General features: G+C 70.2%; 19 protein-coding genes. 1 reads left to right on the forward strand and 18 read right to left on the reverse strand.

Features of this window, described 5'->3' with window-relative positions:
* Positions 1–9 precede the first annotated feature (9 nt).
* From GGR66_RS16650 to GGR66_RS16735, 18 genes are all read right to left on the reverse strand, one after another.
* Entirely contained in the window at positions 10–1,086 is a 1,077-nt protein-coding gene (locus GGR66_RS16650; RefSeq protein ID WP_184449194.1) for a cyclopropane-fatty-acyl-phospholipid synthase family protein, read from the reverse strand.
* A 21-nt stretch (positions 1,087–1,107) separates the two neighbouring features.
* The gene (locus GGR66_RS16655) at positions 1,108–1,890 is read right to left on the reverse strand and encodes a DUF1295 domain-containing protein (RefSeq protein ID WP_184449196.1); all 783 of its coding nucleotides are present in this window, start codon (positions 1,888–1,890) and stop codon (positions 1,108–1,110) included.
* The gene (locus GGR66_RS16660; protein WP_184449198.1) at positions 1,887–2,432 is read right to left on the reverse strand and encodes a DUF2878 domain-containing protein; all 546 of its coding nucleotides are present in this window, start codon (positions 2,430–2,432) and stop codon (positions 1,887–1,889) included. Before GGR66_RS16660 ends, GGR66_RS16655 begins: the two co-directional genes overlap by 4 nt.
* Positions 2,429–3,742: a cyclopropane-fatty-acyl-phospholipid synthase family protein gene (locus GGR66_RS16665; RefSeq protein WP_255421744.1), complete on the reverse strand. Its 1,314-nt coding sequence runs from the start codon at positions 3,740–3,742 to the stop codon at positions 2,429–2,431. Before GGR66_RS16665 ends, GGR66_RS16660 begins: the two co-directional genes overlap by 4 nt.
* Entirely contained in the window at positions 3,739–4,608 is an 870-nt protein-coding gene (locus GGR66_RS16670; RefSeq protein WP_184449200.1) for a DUF1365 domain-containing protein, read from the reverse strand. Before GGR66_RS16670 ends, GGR66_RS16665 begins: the two co-directional genes overlap by 4 nt.
* Positions 4,605–5,858 carry an FAD-dependent oxidoreductase gene (locus tag GGR66_RS16675; RefSeq protein WP_167087528.1) on the reverse strand — a complete coding sequence of 418 codons (1,254 nt, stop codon included), beginning with the start codon at positions 5,856–5,858 and terminating at the stop codon, positions 4,605–4,607. The genes GGR66_RS16670 and GGR66_RS16675 overlap by 4 nt, the downstream gene beginning before the upstream one ends.
* Positions 5,855–6,832, reverse strand: a complete 978-nt coding sequence (locus tag GGR66_RS16680; RefSeq protein WP_184449202.1) for an acyl-CoA desaturase — start codon at positions 6,830–6,832, stop codon at positions 5,855–5,857. Before GGR66_RS16680 ends, GGR66_RS16675 begins: the two co-directional genes overlap by 4 nt.
* A 445-nt stretch (positions 6,833–7,277) precedes the next feature.
* On the reverse strand, positions 7,278–8,066 hold the full coding sequence (locus GGR66_RS16685; RefSeq protein ID WP_160968250.1) for an anti-sigma factor: 789 nt from the start codon (positions 8,064–8,066) through the stop codon (positions 7,278–7,280).
* Positions 8,063–8,620 carry a sigma-70 family RNA polymerase sigma factor gene (locus tag GGR66_RS16690; RefSeq protein WP_160968252.1) on the reverse strand — a complete coding sequence of 186 codons (558 nt, stop codon included), beginning with the start codon at positions 8,618–8,620 and terminating at the stop codon, positions 8,063–8,065. The genes GGR66_RS16685 and GGR66_RS16690 overlap by 4 nt, the downstream gene beginning before the upstream one ends.
* 58 nt (positions 8,621–8,678) lie before the next feature.
* The gene (locus GGR66_RS16695; RefSeq protein ID WP_160968254.1) at positions 8,679–9,050 is read right to left on the reverse strand and encodes a DUF4345 domain-containing protein; all 372 of its coding nucleotides are present in this window, start codon (positions 9,048–9,050) and stop codon (positions 8,679–8,681) included.
* 88 nt (positions 9,051–9,138) lie between these two features.
* Positions 9,139–9,927 (reverse strand): hypothetical protein, encoded by a 789-nt coding sequence (locus tag GGR66_RS16700; protein ID WP_160968256.1) that lies wholly within the window; start codon positions 9,925–9,927, stop codon positions 9,139–9,141.
* 91 nt (positions 9,928–10,018) lie between these two features.
* Positions 10,019–10,453, reverse strand: coding sequence for an Rnf electron transport complex subunit RnfB (gene rnfB, locus GGR66_RS16705; protein WP_326521043.1), 435 nt, complete (start codon positions 10,451–10,453; stop codon positions 10,019–10,021).
* Between the two features lie 81 nt (positions 10,454–10,534).
* A complete protein-coding gene (locus GGR66_RS16710) occupies positions 10,535–11,140 on the reverse strand; it encodes a hypothetical protein (RefSeq protein WP_184449204.1) in 606 nt (201 codons plus the stop codon).
* 4 nt (positions 11,141–11,144) lie between these two features.
* Positions 11,145–11,747 (reverse strand): HAD family hydrolase, encoded by a 603-nt coding sequence (locus GGR66_RS16715; RefSeq protein WP_184449206.1) that lies wholly within the window; start codon positions 11,745–11,747, stop codon positions 11,145–11,147.
* A gap of 89 nt (positions 11,748–11,836) precedes the next feature.
* Positions 11,837–13,900, reverse strand: a complete 2,064-nt coding sequence (gene metG / locus GGR66_RS16720; protein WP_184449209.1) for a methionine--tRNA ligase — start codon at positions 13,898–13,900, stop codon at positions 11,837–11,839.
* A gap of 221 nt (positions 13,901–14,121) precedes the next feature.
* Positions 14,122–14,574 carry a DUF2147 domain-containing protein gene (locus tag GGR66_RS16725; protein WP_017910211.1) on the reverse strand — a complete coding sequence of 151 codons (453 nt, stop codon included), beginning with the start codon at positions 14,572–14,574 and terminating at the stop codon, positions 14,122–14,124.
* A 127-nt stretch (positions 14,575–14,701) separates the two neighbouring features.
* Positions 14,702–15,097: a VOC family protein gene (locus GGR66_RS16730; RefSeq protein ID WP_184449211.1), complete on the reverse strand. Its 396-nt coding sequence runs from the start codon at positions 15,095–15,097 to the stop codon at positions 14,702–14,704.
* Positions 15,094–15,459, reverse strand: a complete 366-nt coding sequence (locus GGR66_RS16735; RefSeq protein ID WP_184449213.1) for a VOC family protein — start codon at positions 15,457–15,459, stop codon at positions 15,094–15,096. Before GGR66_RS16735 ends, GGR66_RS16730 begins: the two co-directional genes overlap by 4 nt.
* A 115-nt stretch (positions 15,460–15,574) precedes the next feature.
* Between GGR66_RS16735 and mmuM the strand changes: the two genes are divergently transcribed.
* The gene (gene mmuM, locus GGR66_RS16740; RefSeq protein WP_184449215.1) at positions 15,575–16,513 is read left to right on the forward strand and encodes a homocysteine S-methyltransferase; all 939 of its coding nucleotides are present in this window, start codon (positions 15,575–15,577) and stop codon (positions 16,511–16,513) included.
* Positions 16,514–16,844 lie beyond the last annotated feature (331 nt).

The following is a 16,844-nucleotide window of genomic DNA, read 5'->3' on the forward strand; positions in this document are numbered from 1 at the left end:
CCCGGCGCCTCAGCGCCTCACAAACCGGTAATGCGCCACGCTCCACTGCTGGCCCTGTTCGTAGCCGAACAGTTCCGCGCAGGCCATCCAGAACATGCGCCAGCGTTGCCACCAGATCTTGGCGTCGGCGCCGTAGGTGGCCTGCAGCACCGGCATCAGCGCATCGCGATGGCGGTCCTGGTTGTGCAGCCAGGCGTTGGCGGTCTTCTCGTAGTGCTGGCCGGACAGGAGCCAGCGGCGTTCGATCGCCAGGTCGTCCTGGAACTGCAGCAGGGTGTCGGCCGCCGGCATCAACCCGCCGGTGAAGAAGTGCCGGCCCATCCAGTTGTCCTCGCCCTGCACCTCGAACGGGTAGGCCAGGTCGCGATGGCAGAAGATGTGCACGAACAGCCGTCCGCCCGGCACCAGCCAGTGACTGACCCGCTTGAGCAGTTCGCGGTAGTTGCGCATGTGCTCGAACATCTCGATCGAGACCACGCGGTCGTAGCTCTCGGTGGGCAGGGTCAGGGTGTTGGCGTCGTGGGTGATCACCTTGACGTTGCTCAGTCCGCGTGCGCGGCACTGCGCTTCGATGTGTTCGCGTTGCGGCCGCGAGTTGGACACCGCGGTGATACGCGCGCCGGGGAAGTGCTCGGCCATCCACAAGGTCAGCGAGCCCCAGCCGCAGCCCAGTTCGAGGATGCGCTGGCGGTCGCGCAACTGCGCGCGTTCGGCATACAGCTGCAGCATGCGTTCCTCGGCCGCGTCCAGGTCCGGCGTGCTCGCATCCCAGTAGCAACTGCTGTACTTCAGGCGCTTGCCCAGGCATAGCTCGAAGAAACGCGGCGGCACTTCGTAGTGCTGGCGGTTGGCCGCGTCGGTCTCGATGGCGATGGCGCTCTCGCGCAGCGATTCGATCAGCAGGCGCTGGCGCTCCCAGGCGGCGTCGGCACCGCCGTCGCGCTCGTCGCGCAGGCGCTGCGTGCACAGCCGGCGCATCGCCGCGCGCAGCACGGCGTCGGGCAGCAGGCCGGATTCGGCCAGGCGCGTGGCCAGCGGCTCGGCCGGCGCGGCGGGCGGGGAAGAGGTGGCGAAGGTGCTGGACATCGGCGGATCTCCTGGCGCGGCTCAGTGCCGCGGCGGCATGGGGAAGAAGGCGCTGGTGCTGCGCTGGTAGTCGGCGTAGTCGCGGCCGCGCGAGCGCAGGGCCTGCTGTTCGGTGTAGGGAATGCCGGTGACCCGGTACAGGAAGGCGAACATCAGCGCCGGCCCCAGCGCGGCCACGCCGACCCACAGCGCGCCGCTGCCCACCGCCAGGAACACATAGGCGAACCAGTGCACGAATTCGAAGAAGTAGTTCGGATGCCGCGAATAGCGCCACAGGCCTTGGCGACAGGTCTTGCCCTTGTTCGCCGGGTCGGCGCGGAACGCGGCCAGTTGCCGGTCGGCCAGGCTTTCCCCGCCCACCGCGATCAGCCAGGTCCCCACCGCCAGGGTGGTCCACACGCTCCACTGCGGCTGCGGATTGTGCGCGGCCACCGACAACGGCACCGCGAACGCCAGCACCACCAGCGCCTGGCCGAGGAAGAACGCCAGGAACTTGCGCTGGTCGCCGTGCCAGTGCTCGCGCAGGGCGCGATAGCGGCCGTCCTCGTGGGCATCGCCGAACACGCGCACACCCAGGTGCCAGGCCAGGCGCGCGCCCCATAGTCCACCCAGCACCGCGGTCAGCACGCGCGGCAGCAGCGCGCCGTCGGCGCGCCAGGCGCAGTACACCGCGGTCAGGGCCATGCACGCCGACCACAGCACGTCGACCGCGCCGGCGTTGCGGGTCTGCCGCTGCCAGGCCCAGCCGGCGAGCATGACCAGCACGGTGAACACGCCCACATGCAACAACGGCCAGGCGTTCATCGCGCCGCTCCGGTTGCCGACAGCACCGGCGTGGCGGCGCTCAGGCGGCGCGTGGCCAGGCTCAGCAGGGTCAGTGCCGCGGCCCAGCCCAGGGCCAGCGCCAGCAGCGCCTGCGGCAATGGCTGCACCAGCGTCACCGCTTGCCAGCCGCGTGCGGCCAGCACATAGCCCAACGGGCCGGCAGTGGCGCCGAACAGCGCCGCGCGCCAGGGATGGCGCATCACCCAGGCCAGCGAATGCTGGAAGGTCAGCGCGAAGCCGGCCCACAGCGCCAGGATCCACAGCGGCGGCCACGGCGATGGCGGCGCGGCGGCGTAGCGCACCCAGTCGCCGGCGCGCATGGCGGCATCGACACCGGCGCCCAGCGGCAGCGCCAGTGCGATCAGCGCGGCGTCGCCGCGGGCACGGCGGCGCGGCCACAACTGGTACAGCGCGAACAGCGCCAGCGCCGCCGGGCCGGCCCAGGCCAGCCCGTGCGCGGCGCCGACCACCGCGGCCAGCCACAGCCCCTGCAGGGCGAGGTAGTTGATCAGGTTGCTCATGCGTCGCCCGCCAGCGCCGGCGCGAACTGCGCCGGCCGCGCGCGCGGCTTGCTCAGCCACAGGTGCACGTCGCCGATCGAGCGCTCCAGGAAGCCGCCTTCGCAGTACGCCAGGTAGAACTCCCACATGCGGATGAAGCGTTCGTCGTAGCCGAGCGCGCGTACCTGCGGCAACTTGGCCATGAAGCGCTCACGCCAGGCGCGCAGGGTCAGCGCATAGCTGGGGCCGATGTCTTCCAGGTTGAACAGGCGCAGGTCGCTGGCGCGGCCGATCGCGCCGGTCATCGCCGCCACCGAGGGAATGAAGCTGCCCGGGAAGATGTGGCGCTTGATGAAGTCCACCGACTTGAGCGCCTGCGCGTAGCGATGATCCTCGATGGTGATGGCCTGGATCAGCGCCTGGCCGTCGTCCTTGAGCAGGCTGCCGACCTTGCCGAAGTAGGTGTCCAGGTACTGGTGGCCGATCGCCTCGATCATCTCGATCGAGACCAGGCGGTCGTAGCGGCCGTCGAGATCGCGGTAGTCGCGCAGCAGCACCTCGACCCGGTCCGACAGCCCGGCGGCGGCGATGCGCTGCCGGGCCAGTTCGTACTGCTCGCGCGAGATGGTGGTGGTGGTGACGCGGCAGCCGTGGTGCTTGGCGGCGTACAGCGCGAAGCCACCCCAACCGGTGCCGATCTCGACCAGGTGGTGGTGCGGCTGCAGGTCGAGCTTGGCGCAGATGCGCTGCAGCTTGCGTTCGGCCGCGCGCTCCAGCGCAGCCTCGCCCAAGGCGGCGTCGGCGTCGCGAAAGATCGCCGAGGAGTACATCAGGTTGCGATCCAGGAACAGTTCGAACAACTGGTTGCCCAGGTCGTAGTGCGCGGCGATGTTGCGGCGGCTGCCGGCGCGGGTGTTGCGCGCGAACGCGTGCAGGCCGCGCATCGCCAGGCCGCCGAGCCGGGCCAGACCGGTTTCCATCGCGTCCAGGCGGTCGCGGTTGCGTACCAGCAGGCGCACCAGCGCGACCAGGTCGTCGCAGTCCCACAGGCCATCCATATACGCCTCGCCGACGCCGACGCTGCCGTTGAGCGCGGCCTGGCGGTAGAAGTGCGGGTCGTGGATGCGCAGATGCGCCTGCAGCGCGTCTGCGCCGGCGCTGGCATCGCCCAGCGTGGTCAGCGTGCCGGCCTCCTCGATGCGCAACTGGCCTTCGCGCAGCCCATCCAGCGTGGCGAGCAGGCGCTGCCGCAGCAGGCGATCGAGACCGCGCAACGGCGGTGCGGCTGGGGCTAGCGCGGCGGCGGAAGAGGGCGCATGCGGAGCGTTCATCGGCGTTCTCGCGGAAGGGAATGGTCGGGATGGTCGTGCACCGGGTTGCCACGCAGCCACAGCCGCAGCGCCTGCCAGTGGATCTTGGCCATGACCTGCAGGGTCATCGCCGGATAGCGCAGCAGCGCCTGCGCCAGGCTGGCGCCGTCGAGGGCGCGGCGCTCGAGCACCAGGGTGGCGTCGAAGCGCCGCCGCGTCGTCGCCGGCGTGGGATCGAGCACGTCCATGTGCACGCGCAGTTGCGCGCCGGGCTCGCTGAAGCGCCAGGCGTAGGTGTGCGCCATCGCCATGAACGGCGAGACGTGGAAGCGCTTGGCGAAGCGCCAGGCGTGCGTGGCGCCGTGACTGCGCGCTTCTGCCATCGGCAGCACGTAGGCGTGGCGTTGCCGCCACGGCGTGTTGGTGATCTCGGCGACGATGCTGTGCAGCCGCTGCTGCGCATCGTGGCAGTAGTAGAACGTGACCGGATTGAAGCAGTGGCCGAAGTAGCGCAGGTGGGTGAGCATGCGCACCGGGCCGAGCGGGCGCTCGCCGGTGTGCTGCTGCACACGGTCGCGCACCGCCTCGTCCAGCGGCTGCGCGGGGTCGCCCAGATAGTCGCTGCGGCGGAACTCGGCCACGTTGCGCCGGTTCACTGACCACAGCCAGCGCCGCGCGAACACCTGCTCCAGTTCGTCCAGGTCCAAGTACAGCAGGAACAGCGGATAACGGAACGCCAGCGCCTTGGGCGCATAGCGGCGATGCCGCACCCAGCCGGTGTACACCGCGCTGTGCAGGCCATGCAAGGTCGTGCCCGCCGCCGCCGACGTTGTCGAGACGGCGCCAGCCGGCGGGGCGGGCACGGCAGCACGGCGCATCAGCGTCATGACCAGGGTACCCCCAGTGCCGCGGCCACGTCGACCGCGCTGCGCAGGCCGTCTTCGTGGAAACCGAAGCCCCAGCCGGCACCGGCGAACCAGGTGTTGCGCTGGCCCTGGATCTCGCCCTTGCGCGCCTGCGCCGCCACCGATGCCTGGGTCTGCAGCGGATGCCGGTAGCGCATGCGCCGCAGCACCTTGGCCGGATCGATCGCGTCGCTGCGGTTGAGGCTGACGATGAACGGCTGCGGCGCCTGCAGCGACTGCAGGGCGTTCATCCAGTAGCTGACCGTGCATGGCGCGTCCGGATCGGCCGGCACGTGCGCGTTCCACGCGGCCCAGGCGCGGCGGTCGCGCGGCAGCACGCGCGCGTCGGTGTGCAGCACGGTCTCGTTGTCCTGGTAGCCGATCGCGCCGAGGATCTCGGTTTCGGCCTCGCTGGGATCGGTGAGCAGGCGCAGCGCGTCGTCGGCGTGGCAGGCCAACACCGCATGATCGTATTGCTGGGTGTCGGCATCGCAGGCGATCGCGACGCTGCCGTGCGCGGTCCGCTGCAGCGCGCGCACCGGCGTGCCCAGCCGCTCGCGCACCCGCCAGCGGCTGCGCAGCGCACGCACATAGCTGTTGGAGCCGCCGCGCACCACCTGCCACTGCGGACGGCCGCTGACCTGCAGCATGTGGTGGTTGGCCATGAAGCCGATTAGCTGGCGCATCGGGAAGTCGAGGATCTGCCGCGAGGGCGAGGACCACAGCGCCGAGGCCATCGGCACCAGGTGTGCGTCGCGGAATACCTCGGAGTAGCCGTGGCGCTGCAGGAACTCGCCGAGGGTCAGTTGCGCCAGGGTGACGTCGTGCAGCGCCTGCGGCGCTTCCCGGTAGAACCGCCGCAGATCGCGCAGCATGCGCCAGAAGCGCGGCGACAGCAGATTGCGGCGCTGGCAGAACAGCCCGCCAAGCGTGCCGGCGTTGTACTCCAGTCCGGTGCGCTCCTCGTGCACCGAGAAACTCATCGTGGTCGGCTGCGACGCCACCCCGAGCCGCGCGAACAACGCGCTCAGCAGCGGGTAGTGCTGCGGATTGAACACGATGAAGCCGCTGTCCACCGCGTATTCCACGCCGTCCAGTTCGATCGCATGGGTATGGGTATGGCCGCCGAGATAATCGGCCGCTTCGTACAGCGTCACCTCGTGACGCTGCGACAGCAGCCACGCCGCGCCGAGGCCGGCGATCCCCGAGCCCACCACCGCGATCCGGCTCATCGGGCACGCGCCTGCGCGCGCACCAGCCCGGCCGGCACCGGCTTGAGCTCGCGGATCACGCGGGTCCACGACAGCGCCTTCAGTCCATACCAGGTCAGGTCCAGTTCCCACCAGCGGAAGCCCTGGCGCGCGGCGCCCGGGAAGAAATGATGGTTGTTGTGCCAGCCTTCGCCGAAGGTCAGCAGCGCCAGCCACAGGTTGTTGCGGCTGTCGTCGCGGGTGTCGAAGCGGCGGCTGCCGAAGCGGTGCGCCAGCGAATTGATGGTGAAGGTGGCATGGAACAGCGCCACGGTGGAGACGAAGAAGCCCCACACCAGCAACTGCGGACCATCGGTGCCGAGCTGCGGCACGTGCTGTTGCAGCCACCCGCCGAGCAGGAACAGCGCCAGCGCCAGCAGCACCGGCAGCAGCAGGTCGAAGCGGTCGAGGAAGCGCAGTTCGGGGAAGCGGCGCAGGTCCGGGATCGCTTCCCAATCGGTGCGGAAACCGCGCGGGGTCAGGAACCAGCCGCTATGGCTCCACCAGAAGCCGTGCTGGCGCGGCGAATGCGGATCGGCCGGCGTATCGGTGTGGCGATGGTGGTTGCGGTGGTGCGCGGCCCACCACAGCGGCCCGCGTTGCACGCAGGTGGCGCCGATCGCGGCGAACAGGAACTGCACCGGGCGCGAAGTCTTGAACGCGCGGTGGGCGAAGTAGCGGTGGTAGAAGCCGGTGAGCGCGAACATGCGCACCGCGTACATCGCCACGGCCATGCCGACGGCGAACCACGATACGCCGACCCAGAACACGCCCAGGCACGCCAGGTGCAGGCCGATGTAGGGCGCGGCGCGCAGCCAGTCGATGCGGTCGGCGCGTGCCGGATCCAGCTCGATCTCGGCGCTGGTGTCGAACCAGCGCCGCAAGGTGCGCAGGATGCGGCCAGGCGGCGCAGGCGGGGGTGAGGCAGGGCGGGGTTCCGGAACGGGACTCGGCACAAGCGCGTCTCATTGGGGGACTTGGGGAGCGATACGAGCGAAACCGGAAGACGGATGCACCCGCGTCGGATTTCCCCTGCACAGCTGCTTGCGAGGCATTGCGGCCACGACAGCGCAGCGCAGGCGTTGCGCGAATCGGAAGATCTTGGCTGTCGTGCGGATGCGCGATGGCGGCGTCGATGCTGACGGCAGACGAGTGGTGGGCGGGTGAATGCGCGCCGTGTTTTCCTGGAGGAGCGCGGCACAGCCTGCGGGTGGCACGGCCTGTGCGCGGTGCGTGCAAGGCGCCGAAAGCGCCGAGGCGCTAGCGCCCCTCTCCCATCGGGAGAGGGGTTGGGGTGAGGGTACGGAGCGAAGCGCTCGCGGAATCAGGTCCACGAGGCTTCGCCCGTACCCTCATCCGCCCCTTCGGGGCACCTTCTCCCGAGGGGAGAAGGGAAATTGTCTACGGTGCCAGCTGCAGCGTGCTGATGCCGCCCTTGGCCACGACCGGGCCGGTGGCCACACCGCCGGGCGCGCCGCCGGGCGGTTCCATGGTCACTGCCAGCACGGCGCCGTCGCTGAGCAAGGGCATCAACGCATCGGGAATGCGTGCCACGCGCGCCTTGGCCTCGTCGAACACGCCCATCGAGCGCGCCTTGCCGTCGGCCGGGATCAGCCACAGCTCGGGCACGCGGGCGTTGTCGCGGTTGCCGCCCAGTGGGGTGAGGGTGATGCTGCGCTTGTCGGCGTCCATCAGCGCCACATAGCCGGGCTTGCCGTCGTCCTGCATCAGCGTGGAGGTCATCGCGATGCCGCTGGGCTTGGGCGTGGTGGTGGCGACCGGCGGCGGCTGCGTGGCCGGCGGCGGCACCGGCGCGCGCGCCAGCAGCAGCGCCAGCAGGCAGGCGGTGGCGGTGGCGAAGCCGCCGGCGCTGAGCCAGCGCCAGGTCCGCACGCTGTCCCAGAACCCGGGTGCGGCAGGGCGCGCGCGCGGCGCCGGCGCATCCAGGCCCAGCGAGGCGCGGATGCGCACCCACACACGTTCGGGTACCTCCACCGGGGCGATCTCGTCGGCCAGTGGCATCAGGTGCTGTTGCCACTGCAGCACCGCCGCGGCGAATGCGTGGTCGCTGTCGATGCGCGCCTCGGCGGCACGGCGCTCCTGCGCGTCGAGCACGCCGAGCACGTACTCGCCGGCCAGCACGTCGCGCGGCGGCGGGGTTTCCTGCGGATCGGGCACGGAGGCGTTCATCGTTCCAGGCACGCTTTCAGTTTGGCCAGGCCGCGGCGGATCCAGCTCTTGACCGTGCCCAGCGGCGTGCCGCTGCGCTGGGCCAGTTCCTCATAGGTGATGCCTTCGAAGAACGCGGTGCGGATCAGCTCGCCGCGCGGCGGCTCCAGTTCGCCCATGCACACGTCCAGGCGCCGGCCGGCCACCCGCCACTCGGTGTCGGCGAGCGGATCGCGGCCTTCGTCCTGCAGCTCGCCGGCGTCGTCCAGCGCCACCGACTGCCGCGCAGGCGCGCGTGCGCGCAGATAATCGATGGCCTTGTTGCGGGCGATCATGGTCAGCCAGGTGAGGCCGCGTGCGCGCTGCGGATCGAATTGCGCGGCCTTGCGCCAGACAGCGGAGAACACCTCCTGCAACACGTCCTCGGCTTCGCCGCGCTGCGGCACGATGCGCAGGCACACGCCGAACAGGCGCGAGGAGGTGGTGCGGTACAGGCGTTCGAACGCAGCGCTGTCGCCGGTGGCGGTGGCGACCAGCAATTGTCCTGCTTCGTCGTGATCGGGCGACTCGGTCATGCCTGGAGACGGTGGCGAAGGTCGGCGCGATGCTACAGGCTTTCGCCGCGGCCGTCGCTCAGGCGCGCTGGCGTCGCCACAGGACGACTGCGGCGAGCAGCAGGACGATCTCGAACGCGGCCAACCCGGTCGTGGTCGGGCCCACCGGCCACAGCCGCAACAGGCTGGCACTGCGGTAGAGCACGATGGGGACGTAGAAGGCCAGCGCCAGGAGCAGGCCGGTGCGCAGTTGCCCGGTGCGGGCGAAGTAGCCGAACAGGAAGGCCATGCCCAGTTGCAGGCCGCCGTAGATGACCAGGTATTCGGACTGGCCGGAGCGGTCCAGGCCGACATAGCCCACCGCCGCGGCGGTTTGCGCCGGCAGCAGCGTGCACCAGACTGCCAGCAGCGCGTACAGCGCAGCGTTGAACCACAGGTAGGCCTTGGCCATGAGGTGTCCTCGTCGATGCGCGGGCGATGCGCAGGCATGGTTGTAGCGGGTGCGGCAGGGGCCGGCGTGAATGCGCTGGCGGCGCGGCTCAGCGCGCGCTGCATTGCGCGACCAGGGGTTGCTGCAGCGCCTGCTCCCACGCGCCGGCGTCGGCCTGGCCGCGCAGGCGTTCGGGAAACTCGATGCGCACGCTCGGGTAGCGGCCGCGTGCGTCGCGGATGTTGCCGACGCCGCGGAACTCCAGCAGGCGCCGGTCCTTGCGCGTGTAGGCGACGCTGAGGTCGGGCAGCAGCGTGCCGTACCAGGCGGCCAGGCTCAGCGTGTAGCGCTGCACCTCGGCATCGGCCGGGCCGGGGGTGATGCGGAAGTCGAGCGTGCGCAGTTCGCTGGGCAGCACGAAGGCGATGCGCTGCGGCGCGCCGCTGCCCAGGCTGTCCCAGCGCTGGCGCAGGTAGGCGTCGAAGCCGGCGTCGATCACCTGCGCCTGGGCGCTCTTCGGCAGCGGCGCGCGGCGTTCGGCCTGGCCCTTGGCCTGGCTGAACATCTCGCGCCCGCTGCCGCTGCGGCGCACGCCCTCGCGGTAGCCGCTGCGCGCATCGACCAGTTCGAAGTCCGGCGCGGCGCTGCCGTCGTCCACGCGCTTGCGCGCGAACGCGGCGCCGTCCGCGCACTGGTACAGCACCAGGCGCGCGCCATCCTCGCGCACCCAGTGGCTTTCGCGGTACAGCACCTGTTTGCCGTCTGCGGCATAGGCGATGCCCTCGTAGTGCAGCATCGCCCGCGCCGGCGTGGCGGCGACCAGGGCGGCGCTGCCCAGAGCCAGGGCCAGCGGCAGGGACGGTCGGGTGAACGGGAAGGCGGCGGTCGACGTCGGCATGCACGGCGCTCCGGTGGGATGACACCAGGACATACGCGGCGGGTGTCGATCCGGATGCGCCCGCCGTGGCGGCCGCGCTGCAGCGGCAGTCTCAGCGCAGGACGATGCAGTCCACCGGGCAGGCCGGCAGGCACAGCGCGCAACCGGTGCACAAGGGCGCCAGTACCGTGTGCATGTGCTTGGCGCCGCCGACGATGGCGTCGACCGGGCAAGCCTGGATGCACTTGGTGCAGCCGATGCAGTCGGCCTCGACCACCCACGCCACCTGCGGCGGCGCGTGCGTGCCGCGGCTGCGGTCGTAGGGCAGGGCGGGGACCCCGAGCACCCGCGCCAGGGCGCGCGCGCCGGCATCGCCGCCGGGCGGGCAGCGGTCCACCTGCGCCGTGCCAGCTGCCATCGCCTCGGCGTAGGGACGGCAGCCATCGAACCCGCACTGGCCGCATTGGGTCTGCGGCAGCAGGCGATCGAGGCGTTCGAGCAGGGTGTCGTGGGCGGGCGTCATGACGGAGGCGGCGCGCGAGCGCACGGCGTGGAGCAGGGGCGAAGAAGCGGAAACGCCGGCGTGGCTGGCCGGCACAGTGTAGCGCGGCCTCGTCGCGGCCCGACCCTAGCGCGCGCTGCTGGTGTTGATCACGACCTGGACCGCGGTGCCCGGTTCCAACGTGGCGGGCGCGGCCTGCGCACGGTCCAGCACGATTCGCACCGGCTGCCGCCGCACGCGCTGGACATGGTTGCCGGCCTGCGCGGCCGTGTCGATCGCCGTGTCCGCGTCCGCGCCGGCACCGATCGCCTGCACGTGGCCAATCCAGGCGATGTCGGCAGCGTCGGCCAGGCGCACCTGCGCGGCCTGGCCGACCCGGATCGCCGGCAGCACGTCCTCGCGGAACCGGGCGATCACTACGGTCGGGTCGTTCGTGGGCGCACGCGTGGAGACGGCGGCCGGCGCGCCGGGCATGGCGCCACCGGGGCGCGGCGCCGGCATCGCCACCCAGGCGTCGTCGCTGCGCGCCGCGGGGTGGATGCGCCAGCCCCACATGCTGACGGCGAATGCGATGCCGAGCGGGATCGCCAGCGCCACGATCGACAAGGCGACGACCGCGCTGCGGTCGCGCGGTGGCGTCGCCTCGGCGTCGCTGCGTGCCGCGGAGGCGGCCACGCGCTGCGTCGCGGGCGGCAGGGGCGGCAGGGGCGGCGGCGTCTGGCGCAGCGTCATCGGCTCAGGCGATCCGGCGCCCGCGGTACCAGCGCTCGTGCGCCAGCGCCAGCATGGGCCGATCCTCGCGGCTGTCGCCATACGCGTAGATGCGCCGATAGGTGCTCAGGTCGTATTGCACGCGGATCAGCGCGGCCTTGCGCGGCCCGCAGTCGCCGTGGCGATAGCGGCCAGTCAGGCGCCCGTCCTGCACTTCCAGGCGGTTGCAGATCAGGTGCAGCCCATGCTGCTTGCACCAGGGCTGCAGATACAGATCCAGCGAACCCGAGACCAGCGCCACGGCGTGCCCCTGGTCCTGGTGCCAGGCGATCCGCTGCATCATCTCCGGCCGCAACAGCGACGGCAGCGCCTCCTGCGCGTAGTGTTCGGCCTGGCGGGCGATGTCGTCCGCGTCGCGTCCGGCGAACACCAGCCGGGTCACCCGCGTGCGCAACGCCGCCGCCGACACCAGGCCCAGCCGATAGCCGGCCAGCCACGGCCCGACCGTCCAGCGCGCCCGCGCCTGCTGCGCCGGCGTGGCCACACGGCGCAGGAACCCCGAATAGGTATCGGCGGTGGTGACCGTATGGTCGAAGTCGAAGAGCGCGAGGGCGCTGGGATTCGGCATTTGGGATTAGGGATTCGCAACAGCAGTTCATGGGCTCGACTGGGCCGAGGGTGTGCGCTCAACCAATCCCCAATCCCGACTCCCGGCCGTCAACGCACCGGCATGCCCGGTTGCGCGCCGCTGTCGGCGTCGAGCAGGGCCAGGGAACCGCCATCGAAGCCTGCCGACAGGATCATGCCCTCGCTGAGGCCGAAGCGCATCTTGCGCGGGGCCAGGTTGGCGATGAACACCACGTTGCGGCCGACCAGCTTGTCCGGCTCGCCGTAGCTGCCGCGGATGCCGGAGAAGATCTGGCGCTTGCCCAGCTCGCCGGCATCCAGTTCGAAGCGCAGCAGCTTGTCCGAGCCTTCGACGAACTCGCAGACCAGCACCTTGCCGATGCGCAGGTCGAGCTTGGCGAAGTCGTCGATGCCGATGACGCCGGGATTCGGGAGTGGGGATTGGGGATTGGTGGCGGCCTTTGCTTCCTGTTTGGCGGCAGCGGCCGCGGCGGCCGGGGCGGGGGCGAGGGTGTCCTTGGAGGCGTCGGTCATGGCGTCGAGCAGTTTCGGGTCGATACGGGTGAACAAGGGGGCGTAGGGCTGGATCACGTGCGCCAGCAGCGGCGCCTGCAGGTCGTCCCAGGCGCCGAGCGGGGCCGACAGGAATGCTTCGGCTTCGGCGCAGGTGCGCGGCAGCACCGGCTTGAGCGCGGCGGCCAGTACCCGGAACAGGTTCAGGCCCTGCGTGCACACCGCCTGCAGGTGCGCCCCGGCGCCGTCCTGCTTGGCCAGCACCCAGGGTTTGTGTTCGTCGATGTACTTGTTGGCCTCGTCGGCCAGGGCCATGGTCTGGCGGATCGCGCTGGCCGGGTCGTTGCGCTCGTAGGCGTCGCGGATCGGCGCCAGCGCGGCGACGAAGCGCGTGTACTGCGCCGGGTCCGGCAGCGCGTCGGCGAGCTTGCCGGCGAAGCGCTTGTCGATGAAGCCGGCGCAGCGGCTGGCCAGGTTGACGAACTTGCCGACCAGGTCCGCATTGACGCGCGCCACGAAGTCGCCCAGGTTCAGGTCGAGATCGTCGACGCCGCCGGAGGACTTGGCCGCGAAGTAATAGCGCAGCGCTTCCGGCTCCAGGCCCACGTCCAGGTAGGTGCGGGCCATGACGAAGGTGCCGCGCGACTTGGACATTTTGGCGCCGTCGACGGTCAGGTAGCCGTTGACGTGCAGCCGGGTCGGCGCGCGGTGGCCGGTGCCGTGCAGCACCGCCGGCCAGAACAGGCCGTGAAAGTTGACGATGTCCTTGCCGATGAAGTGGTGCAGCTCGGTGGCGGTGCCGGCGGCCAGGTGCGGCTCGAACGCTTCGCCCAGGCTCGCGCACAGGGTCTGGAAGCTGCTCAGATAGCCGATCGGCGCGTCCAGCCACACGTAGAAATACTTGCCCGGCTGGCCGGGAATCTGGAAGCCGAAGTACGGCGCATCGCGGGAGATGTCCCAGGCGCGCAGGCCGCCTTCGCTGTCCAGCCATTCCATCAACTTGGCCTTGACCCCGGGCAGGGCGACGTCGCCGGCCAGCCACTGCCGCAGGAAGCCGTCGAAGCGGCCGACCTCGAAGAAGAAGTGCTCCGAATCGCGCAGCTCCGGCGTGGCGCCCGAGATCACCGACTTCGGTTCCTTCAGTTCGGTCGGGGAATAGGTGGCGCCGCAGACCTCGCAGTTGTCGCCGTACTGGTCGGCGCTGCCGCAGTTCGGGCAGATGCCCTTGATGTAGCGGTCGGGCAGGAACATGCCCTTGGCCGGGTCGTAGAACTGCGCCACCGAGCGCCGCGCGATGTGGCCGCCGGCCTCGAGCTTGGCGTAGAACGCCTCGGTCAGGGCGCGGTTGGCGGCCGAGTTGGTCGAGTCGTAGTGGTCGAAGGCCACGCCGAACGCGGCGAAGTCGCGCTCATGGCTGGCCTGGATGGCGGCGATGAAGCTTTCCGGGGTGACCCCGGCCTTCTCCGCGGCCAGCATGATCGGCGTGCCGTGCGTGTCGTCGGCGCACACGAACCAGGTACGGTCGCCGCGCAGCCGCCGCGCGCGCACCCAGATATCGGCCTGGATGTAGCCGACCAGATGCCCCAGATGCAGCGGTCCGTTGGCATAGGGCAGGGCGGTGGTGACGAGAGCGGTGGTCATGGCGGCCGGCGATGCTGGGGGCCGGGGATTATTGCATGGAGCCGGGATTGGGGATTGGGGAGTCGGGATTGGTCAAGCGCTTGGTCGGCGCCTGCAAATCCACGCGCCCAGTAAAAAGGCGCCTGTGCAGGCGCCTTCAATAGAGTGCTTGCAGAACGGAAATCAGGCAGCGGCACCGCTTCTGCGAATCCCCAATCCCGACTTCCGAATCCCGGCTTCTGTCACTCCCTGATCCAGGTCTGCGTCCGGCCCAGCGCCTCGATGCCGATGTAGCCGCGCATCTGCAGCTTCTTGCCGCCGTCGGTGAGGGTGACCTTGGCCTTGTAGGTCTTGCCCTTGGCCGGGTCCAGCACCGAGCCGCCGTCCCACACCGCCGTGCCGTCGGGCTTGAGGCCCCACAGGATGGTCATGCCCTTGATCGGCTTGCCCTTGCGCTCGCCGTCGCACTTGTCGCACATCGGGTTGGGGCCGTGGTTGGATTGCAGGATCTCGACCACCTTGCCGCTCAGCGTGCCGTTGGCGGCCTGTTCGATCTGCACGATCGACTTGGGCTTGCCGGTTTCGTCGTCGATGGTCTGCCAGCGGCCGACCGGCGAGGTGTCGGCGGCGTGCGCCATGAATGCCGCCGCGCTCAGCGGCAGGGCCAGCATCAGGGTCTTGAAGGTCGTGCGCATGTTCCCCTCCCGAGGGATGTCCGGTGCGGCCGGCGCGATAGCCAGCCTGATCCGACTGTATACCCAAGCGTATGGTGCTGGGAATCCGCACTGCGGCATGCGGTTCAGCGTGGTCGGCCGCTGGCGTTCAGCCGTGCTCGTACAGTTCCAGTGGCAGGTCGTCGGGGTCGGCGAAGAAGGTGAAGCGGCGGCCGGTGTACGCGTCCACGCGGATCGGTTCGACCTCCACGCCGTGTGCGTGCAGGTGCGCGACGGCTGCATCCAGGTCGCGCACGCGCAGCGCCAGGTGGCGCAGCCCGCAGGCTTCCGGGCGGCTGGGTCGCGGCGGTGGTGTGGGGAAGGAGAACAGTTCGAGCTGGCTGCCGTCGGGCAGGGCCAGGTCCAGCTTCCAGGAGTCGCGCGCGTCGCGGTAGACCTCGGCGATCACCGGCAGGCCCAGGATGCGGCTATAGAAGTCCTTGGAGCGCGCGTAGTCGGAGGCGATGATCGCCACGTGGTGCAGGCCGTCCAGGGTCAGGCTCATCGGCACAGCGCCTGGCCAAACTGCAGCAGATGGCCGTCCGGATCGCGGAGCGCGAACTCGCGCATGCCGTAGGCGAAGTCTTGCAGCGGATAGACGATGCGCCCATGCGGCTGCAGTCGCTGCCACCAGGCATCGACCTCGTCGGTGCGGAAGTACAGCGAGGAGGCAGTGCTGGCAGCGGTGGTGTCGGCCTCGGTGTGTTGCGCGGCCAGCATCAGTGCCAGCGGGCCGTGCCGCAGCGACACCCAGCCCGTCGCCACCGCGCCACCGTCGAGGCGAAACGCCAGCGTGTCGGTGTAGAACGCCAACGCCGTGGCCAGGTCGGCGCAGCGCAGCATCGGGGTCAGTGCAGTGAAGGTCATGGCTTGAGCCGGCGCGAGCGAAATCGAGCGATCCATCTGCGGAGGATAGCGCAGCGTCGCGACCACATCGCTGCCGTCTGCGACACTGCGTATTCCGTCGCTGCGAGGCCGCGCCATGCCGCACAACCCGCTCGCCGCGCTGCTGGCCGAGGACCGGTGCCTGGTGCTCGACGGCGCGTTGGCCACCGAACTGGAACGGCGCGGCTGCGATCTGCGCGATCCGCTGTGGTCGGCGAAGATCCTGTTGGAACAGCCGGACCTGATCCGCCAGGTGCACCAGGACTATTTCGCCGCCGGCGCGCAGTGCGCGATCACCGCCAGCTACCAGGCCACGCCGCAGGGCTTCGCCGCGCGCGGGATCGACCTCGCGCAATCGCAGCGCCTGATCGCGCGCAGCGTGGAAATGGCACAGCAGTCGCGGCAGGCGCATCTCGCGCGGCATCCGCAGACGGGCACCTTGCTGATCGTCGGCTCGGTCGGTCCGTATGGCGCCTTCCTGGCCGACGGCGCCGAATATCGTGGCGACTACGTGCTGACGCCGGCGCGGATGCGTGAGTTCCACCGCCCGCGCATCGCCGCCCTGGTCGCGGCCGGCGTGGATCTGCTGGCCTGCGAAACGCAACCGTCGCTATCGGAAATGGCGGTGTTGCTGCAGGTGCTGGAAGAATTTCCACAGGTTGTCGCCTGGTTCGCCTGCACCTTGCGCGATGCTGCGCATCTCAGCGATGGCACGCCCTTGCGCGATGTCGTGGCGTTGCTCGACGGGCACCCGCAGGTGGTCGCGCTCGGCGTCAATTGCGTTGCCCCATCGCTCGCCACCGCAGCGTTGCGCCAGCTGGCGACGCTGACGCGGTTGCCGCTGGTGGTGTATCCGAACGCGGGCGAGCGCTACGACGCCGAGCGTAAATGCTGGCAAACAGACAGTGCCGATGCCGGCACCCTGGCCGACCACCTCGCCGCCTGGCGTGCGGCTGGCGCTCGCCTGATCGGTGGTTGTTGTCGCACTACGCCGGAGGATATCGCGCAGCTGGCGCGGGGTTTGGCATCGGCATAGCGATGAGGCCGCTTATCTCGTACTTGACCGCACGACGTCTTCGCTGGTGGTTCAGCGGATGTCGGGGTTGGTCAGTCGCCTCCGGCTTCCCACAAGTGGGTTCATGCGCGCCCAATGCCCTGATGGAACTGGCGTGCTGTCCGCACCGAGTGGGATGGGAGCAACGGGAGGGCGATAGCACTAAACGAACGTCGTTGCAGTTCCTGCCGCTGTCGCGGTGCGATTTCAGCGGCTCGGCATGCCGGGGATTGCACTGTGGAAGGGACTTCAGTCCCGACGCGTGGTACTCAACGTCGTCGGGGCTGAAGCCCCTCCCGCAATGGGGTATGCA

The organism is Xanthomonas sp. 3498, from assembly GCF_014199795.1.
GTDB lineage: Bacteria > Pseudomonadota > Gammaproteobacteria > Xanthomonadales > Xanthomonadaceae > Xanthomonas_A > Xanthomonas_A rydalmerensis.

Excerpts from the sequence above, each read along its gene's own strand:
- GGR66_RS16650 (WP_184449194.1), bottom strand. The coding sequence starts at position 1,086 with ATGTCCAGCACCTTCGCCACCTCTTCCCCGCCCGCCGCGCCGGCCGAG.
- GGR66_RS16655 (WP_184449196.1), bottom strand. The coding sequence starts at position 1,890 with ATGAACGCCTGGCCGTTGTTGCATGTGGGCGTGTTCACCGTGCTGGTC.
- GGR66_RS16660 (WP_184449198.1), bottom strand. The coding sequence starts at position 2,432 with ATGAGCAACCTGATCAACTACCTCGCCCTGCAGGGGCTGTGGCTGGCC.
- GGR66_RS16665 (WP_255421744.1), bottom strand. The coding sequence starts at position 3,742 with ATGAACGCTCCGCATGCGCCCTCTTCCGCCGCCGCGCTAGCCCCAGCC.
- GGR66_RS16670 (WP_184449200.1), bottom strand. The coding sequence starts at position 4,608 with ATGACGCTGATGCGCCGTGCTGCCGTGCCCGCCCCGCCGGCTGGCGCC.
- GGR66_RS16675 (WP_167087528.1), bottom strand. The coding sequence starts at position 5,858 with ATGAGCCGGATCGCGGTGGTGGGCTCGGGGATCGCCGGCCTCGGCGCG.
- GGR66_RS16685 (WP_160968250.1), bottom strand. The coding sequence starts at position 8,066 with ATGAACGCCTCCGTGCCCGATCCGCAGGAAACCCCGCCGCCGCGCGAC.
- GGR66_RS16690 (WP_160968252.1), bottom strand. The coding sequence starts at position 8,620 with ATGACCGAGTCGCCCGATCACGACGAAGCAGGACAATTGCTGGTCGCC.
- GGR66_RS16695 (WP_160968254.1), bottom strand. The coding sequence starts at position 9,050 with ATGGCCAAGGCCTACCTGTGGTTCAACGCTGCGCTGTACGCGCTGCTG.
- GGR66_RS16700 (WP_160968256.1), bottom strand. The coding sequence starts at position 9,927 with ATGCCGACGTCGACCGCCGCCTTCCCGTTCACCCGACCGTCCCTGCCG.
- GGR66_RS16710 (WP_184449204.1), bottom strand. The coding sequence starts at position 11,140 with ATGACGCTGCGCCAGACGCCGCCGCCCCTGCCGCCCCTGCCGCCCGCG.
- GGR66_RS16715 (WP_184449206.1), bottom strand. The coding sequence starts at position 11,747 with ATGCCGAATCCCAGCGCCCTCGCGCTCTTCGACTTCGACCATACGGTC.
- metG (WP_184449209.1), bottom strand. The coding sequence starts at position 13,900 with ATGACCACCGCTCTCGTCACCACCGCCCTGCCCTATGCCAACGGACCG.
- GGR66_RS16725 (WP_017910211.1), bottom strand. The coding sequence starts at position 14,574 with ATGCGCACGACCTTCAAGACCCTGATGCTGGCCCTGCCGCTGAGCGCG.
- GGR66_RS16730 (WP_184449211.1), bottom strand. The coding sequence starts at position 15,097 with ATGAGCCTGACCCTGGACGGCCTGCACCACGTGGCGATCATCGCCTCC.
- GGR66_RS16735 (WP_184449213.1), bottom strand. The coding sequence starts at position 15,459 with ATGACCTTCACTGCACTGACCCCGATGCTGCGCTGCGCCGACCTGGCC.
- mmuM (WP_184449215.1), top strand. The coding sequence starts at position 15,575 with ATGCCGCACAACCCGCTCGCCGCGCTGCTGGCCGAGGACCGGTGCCTG.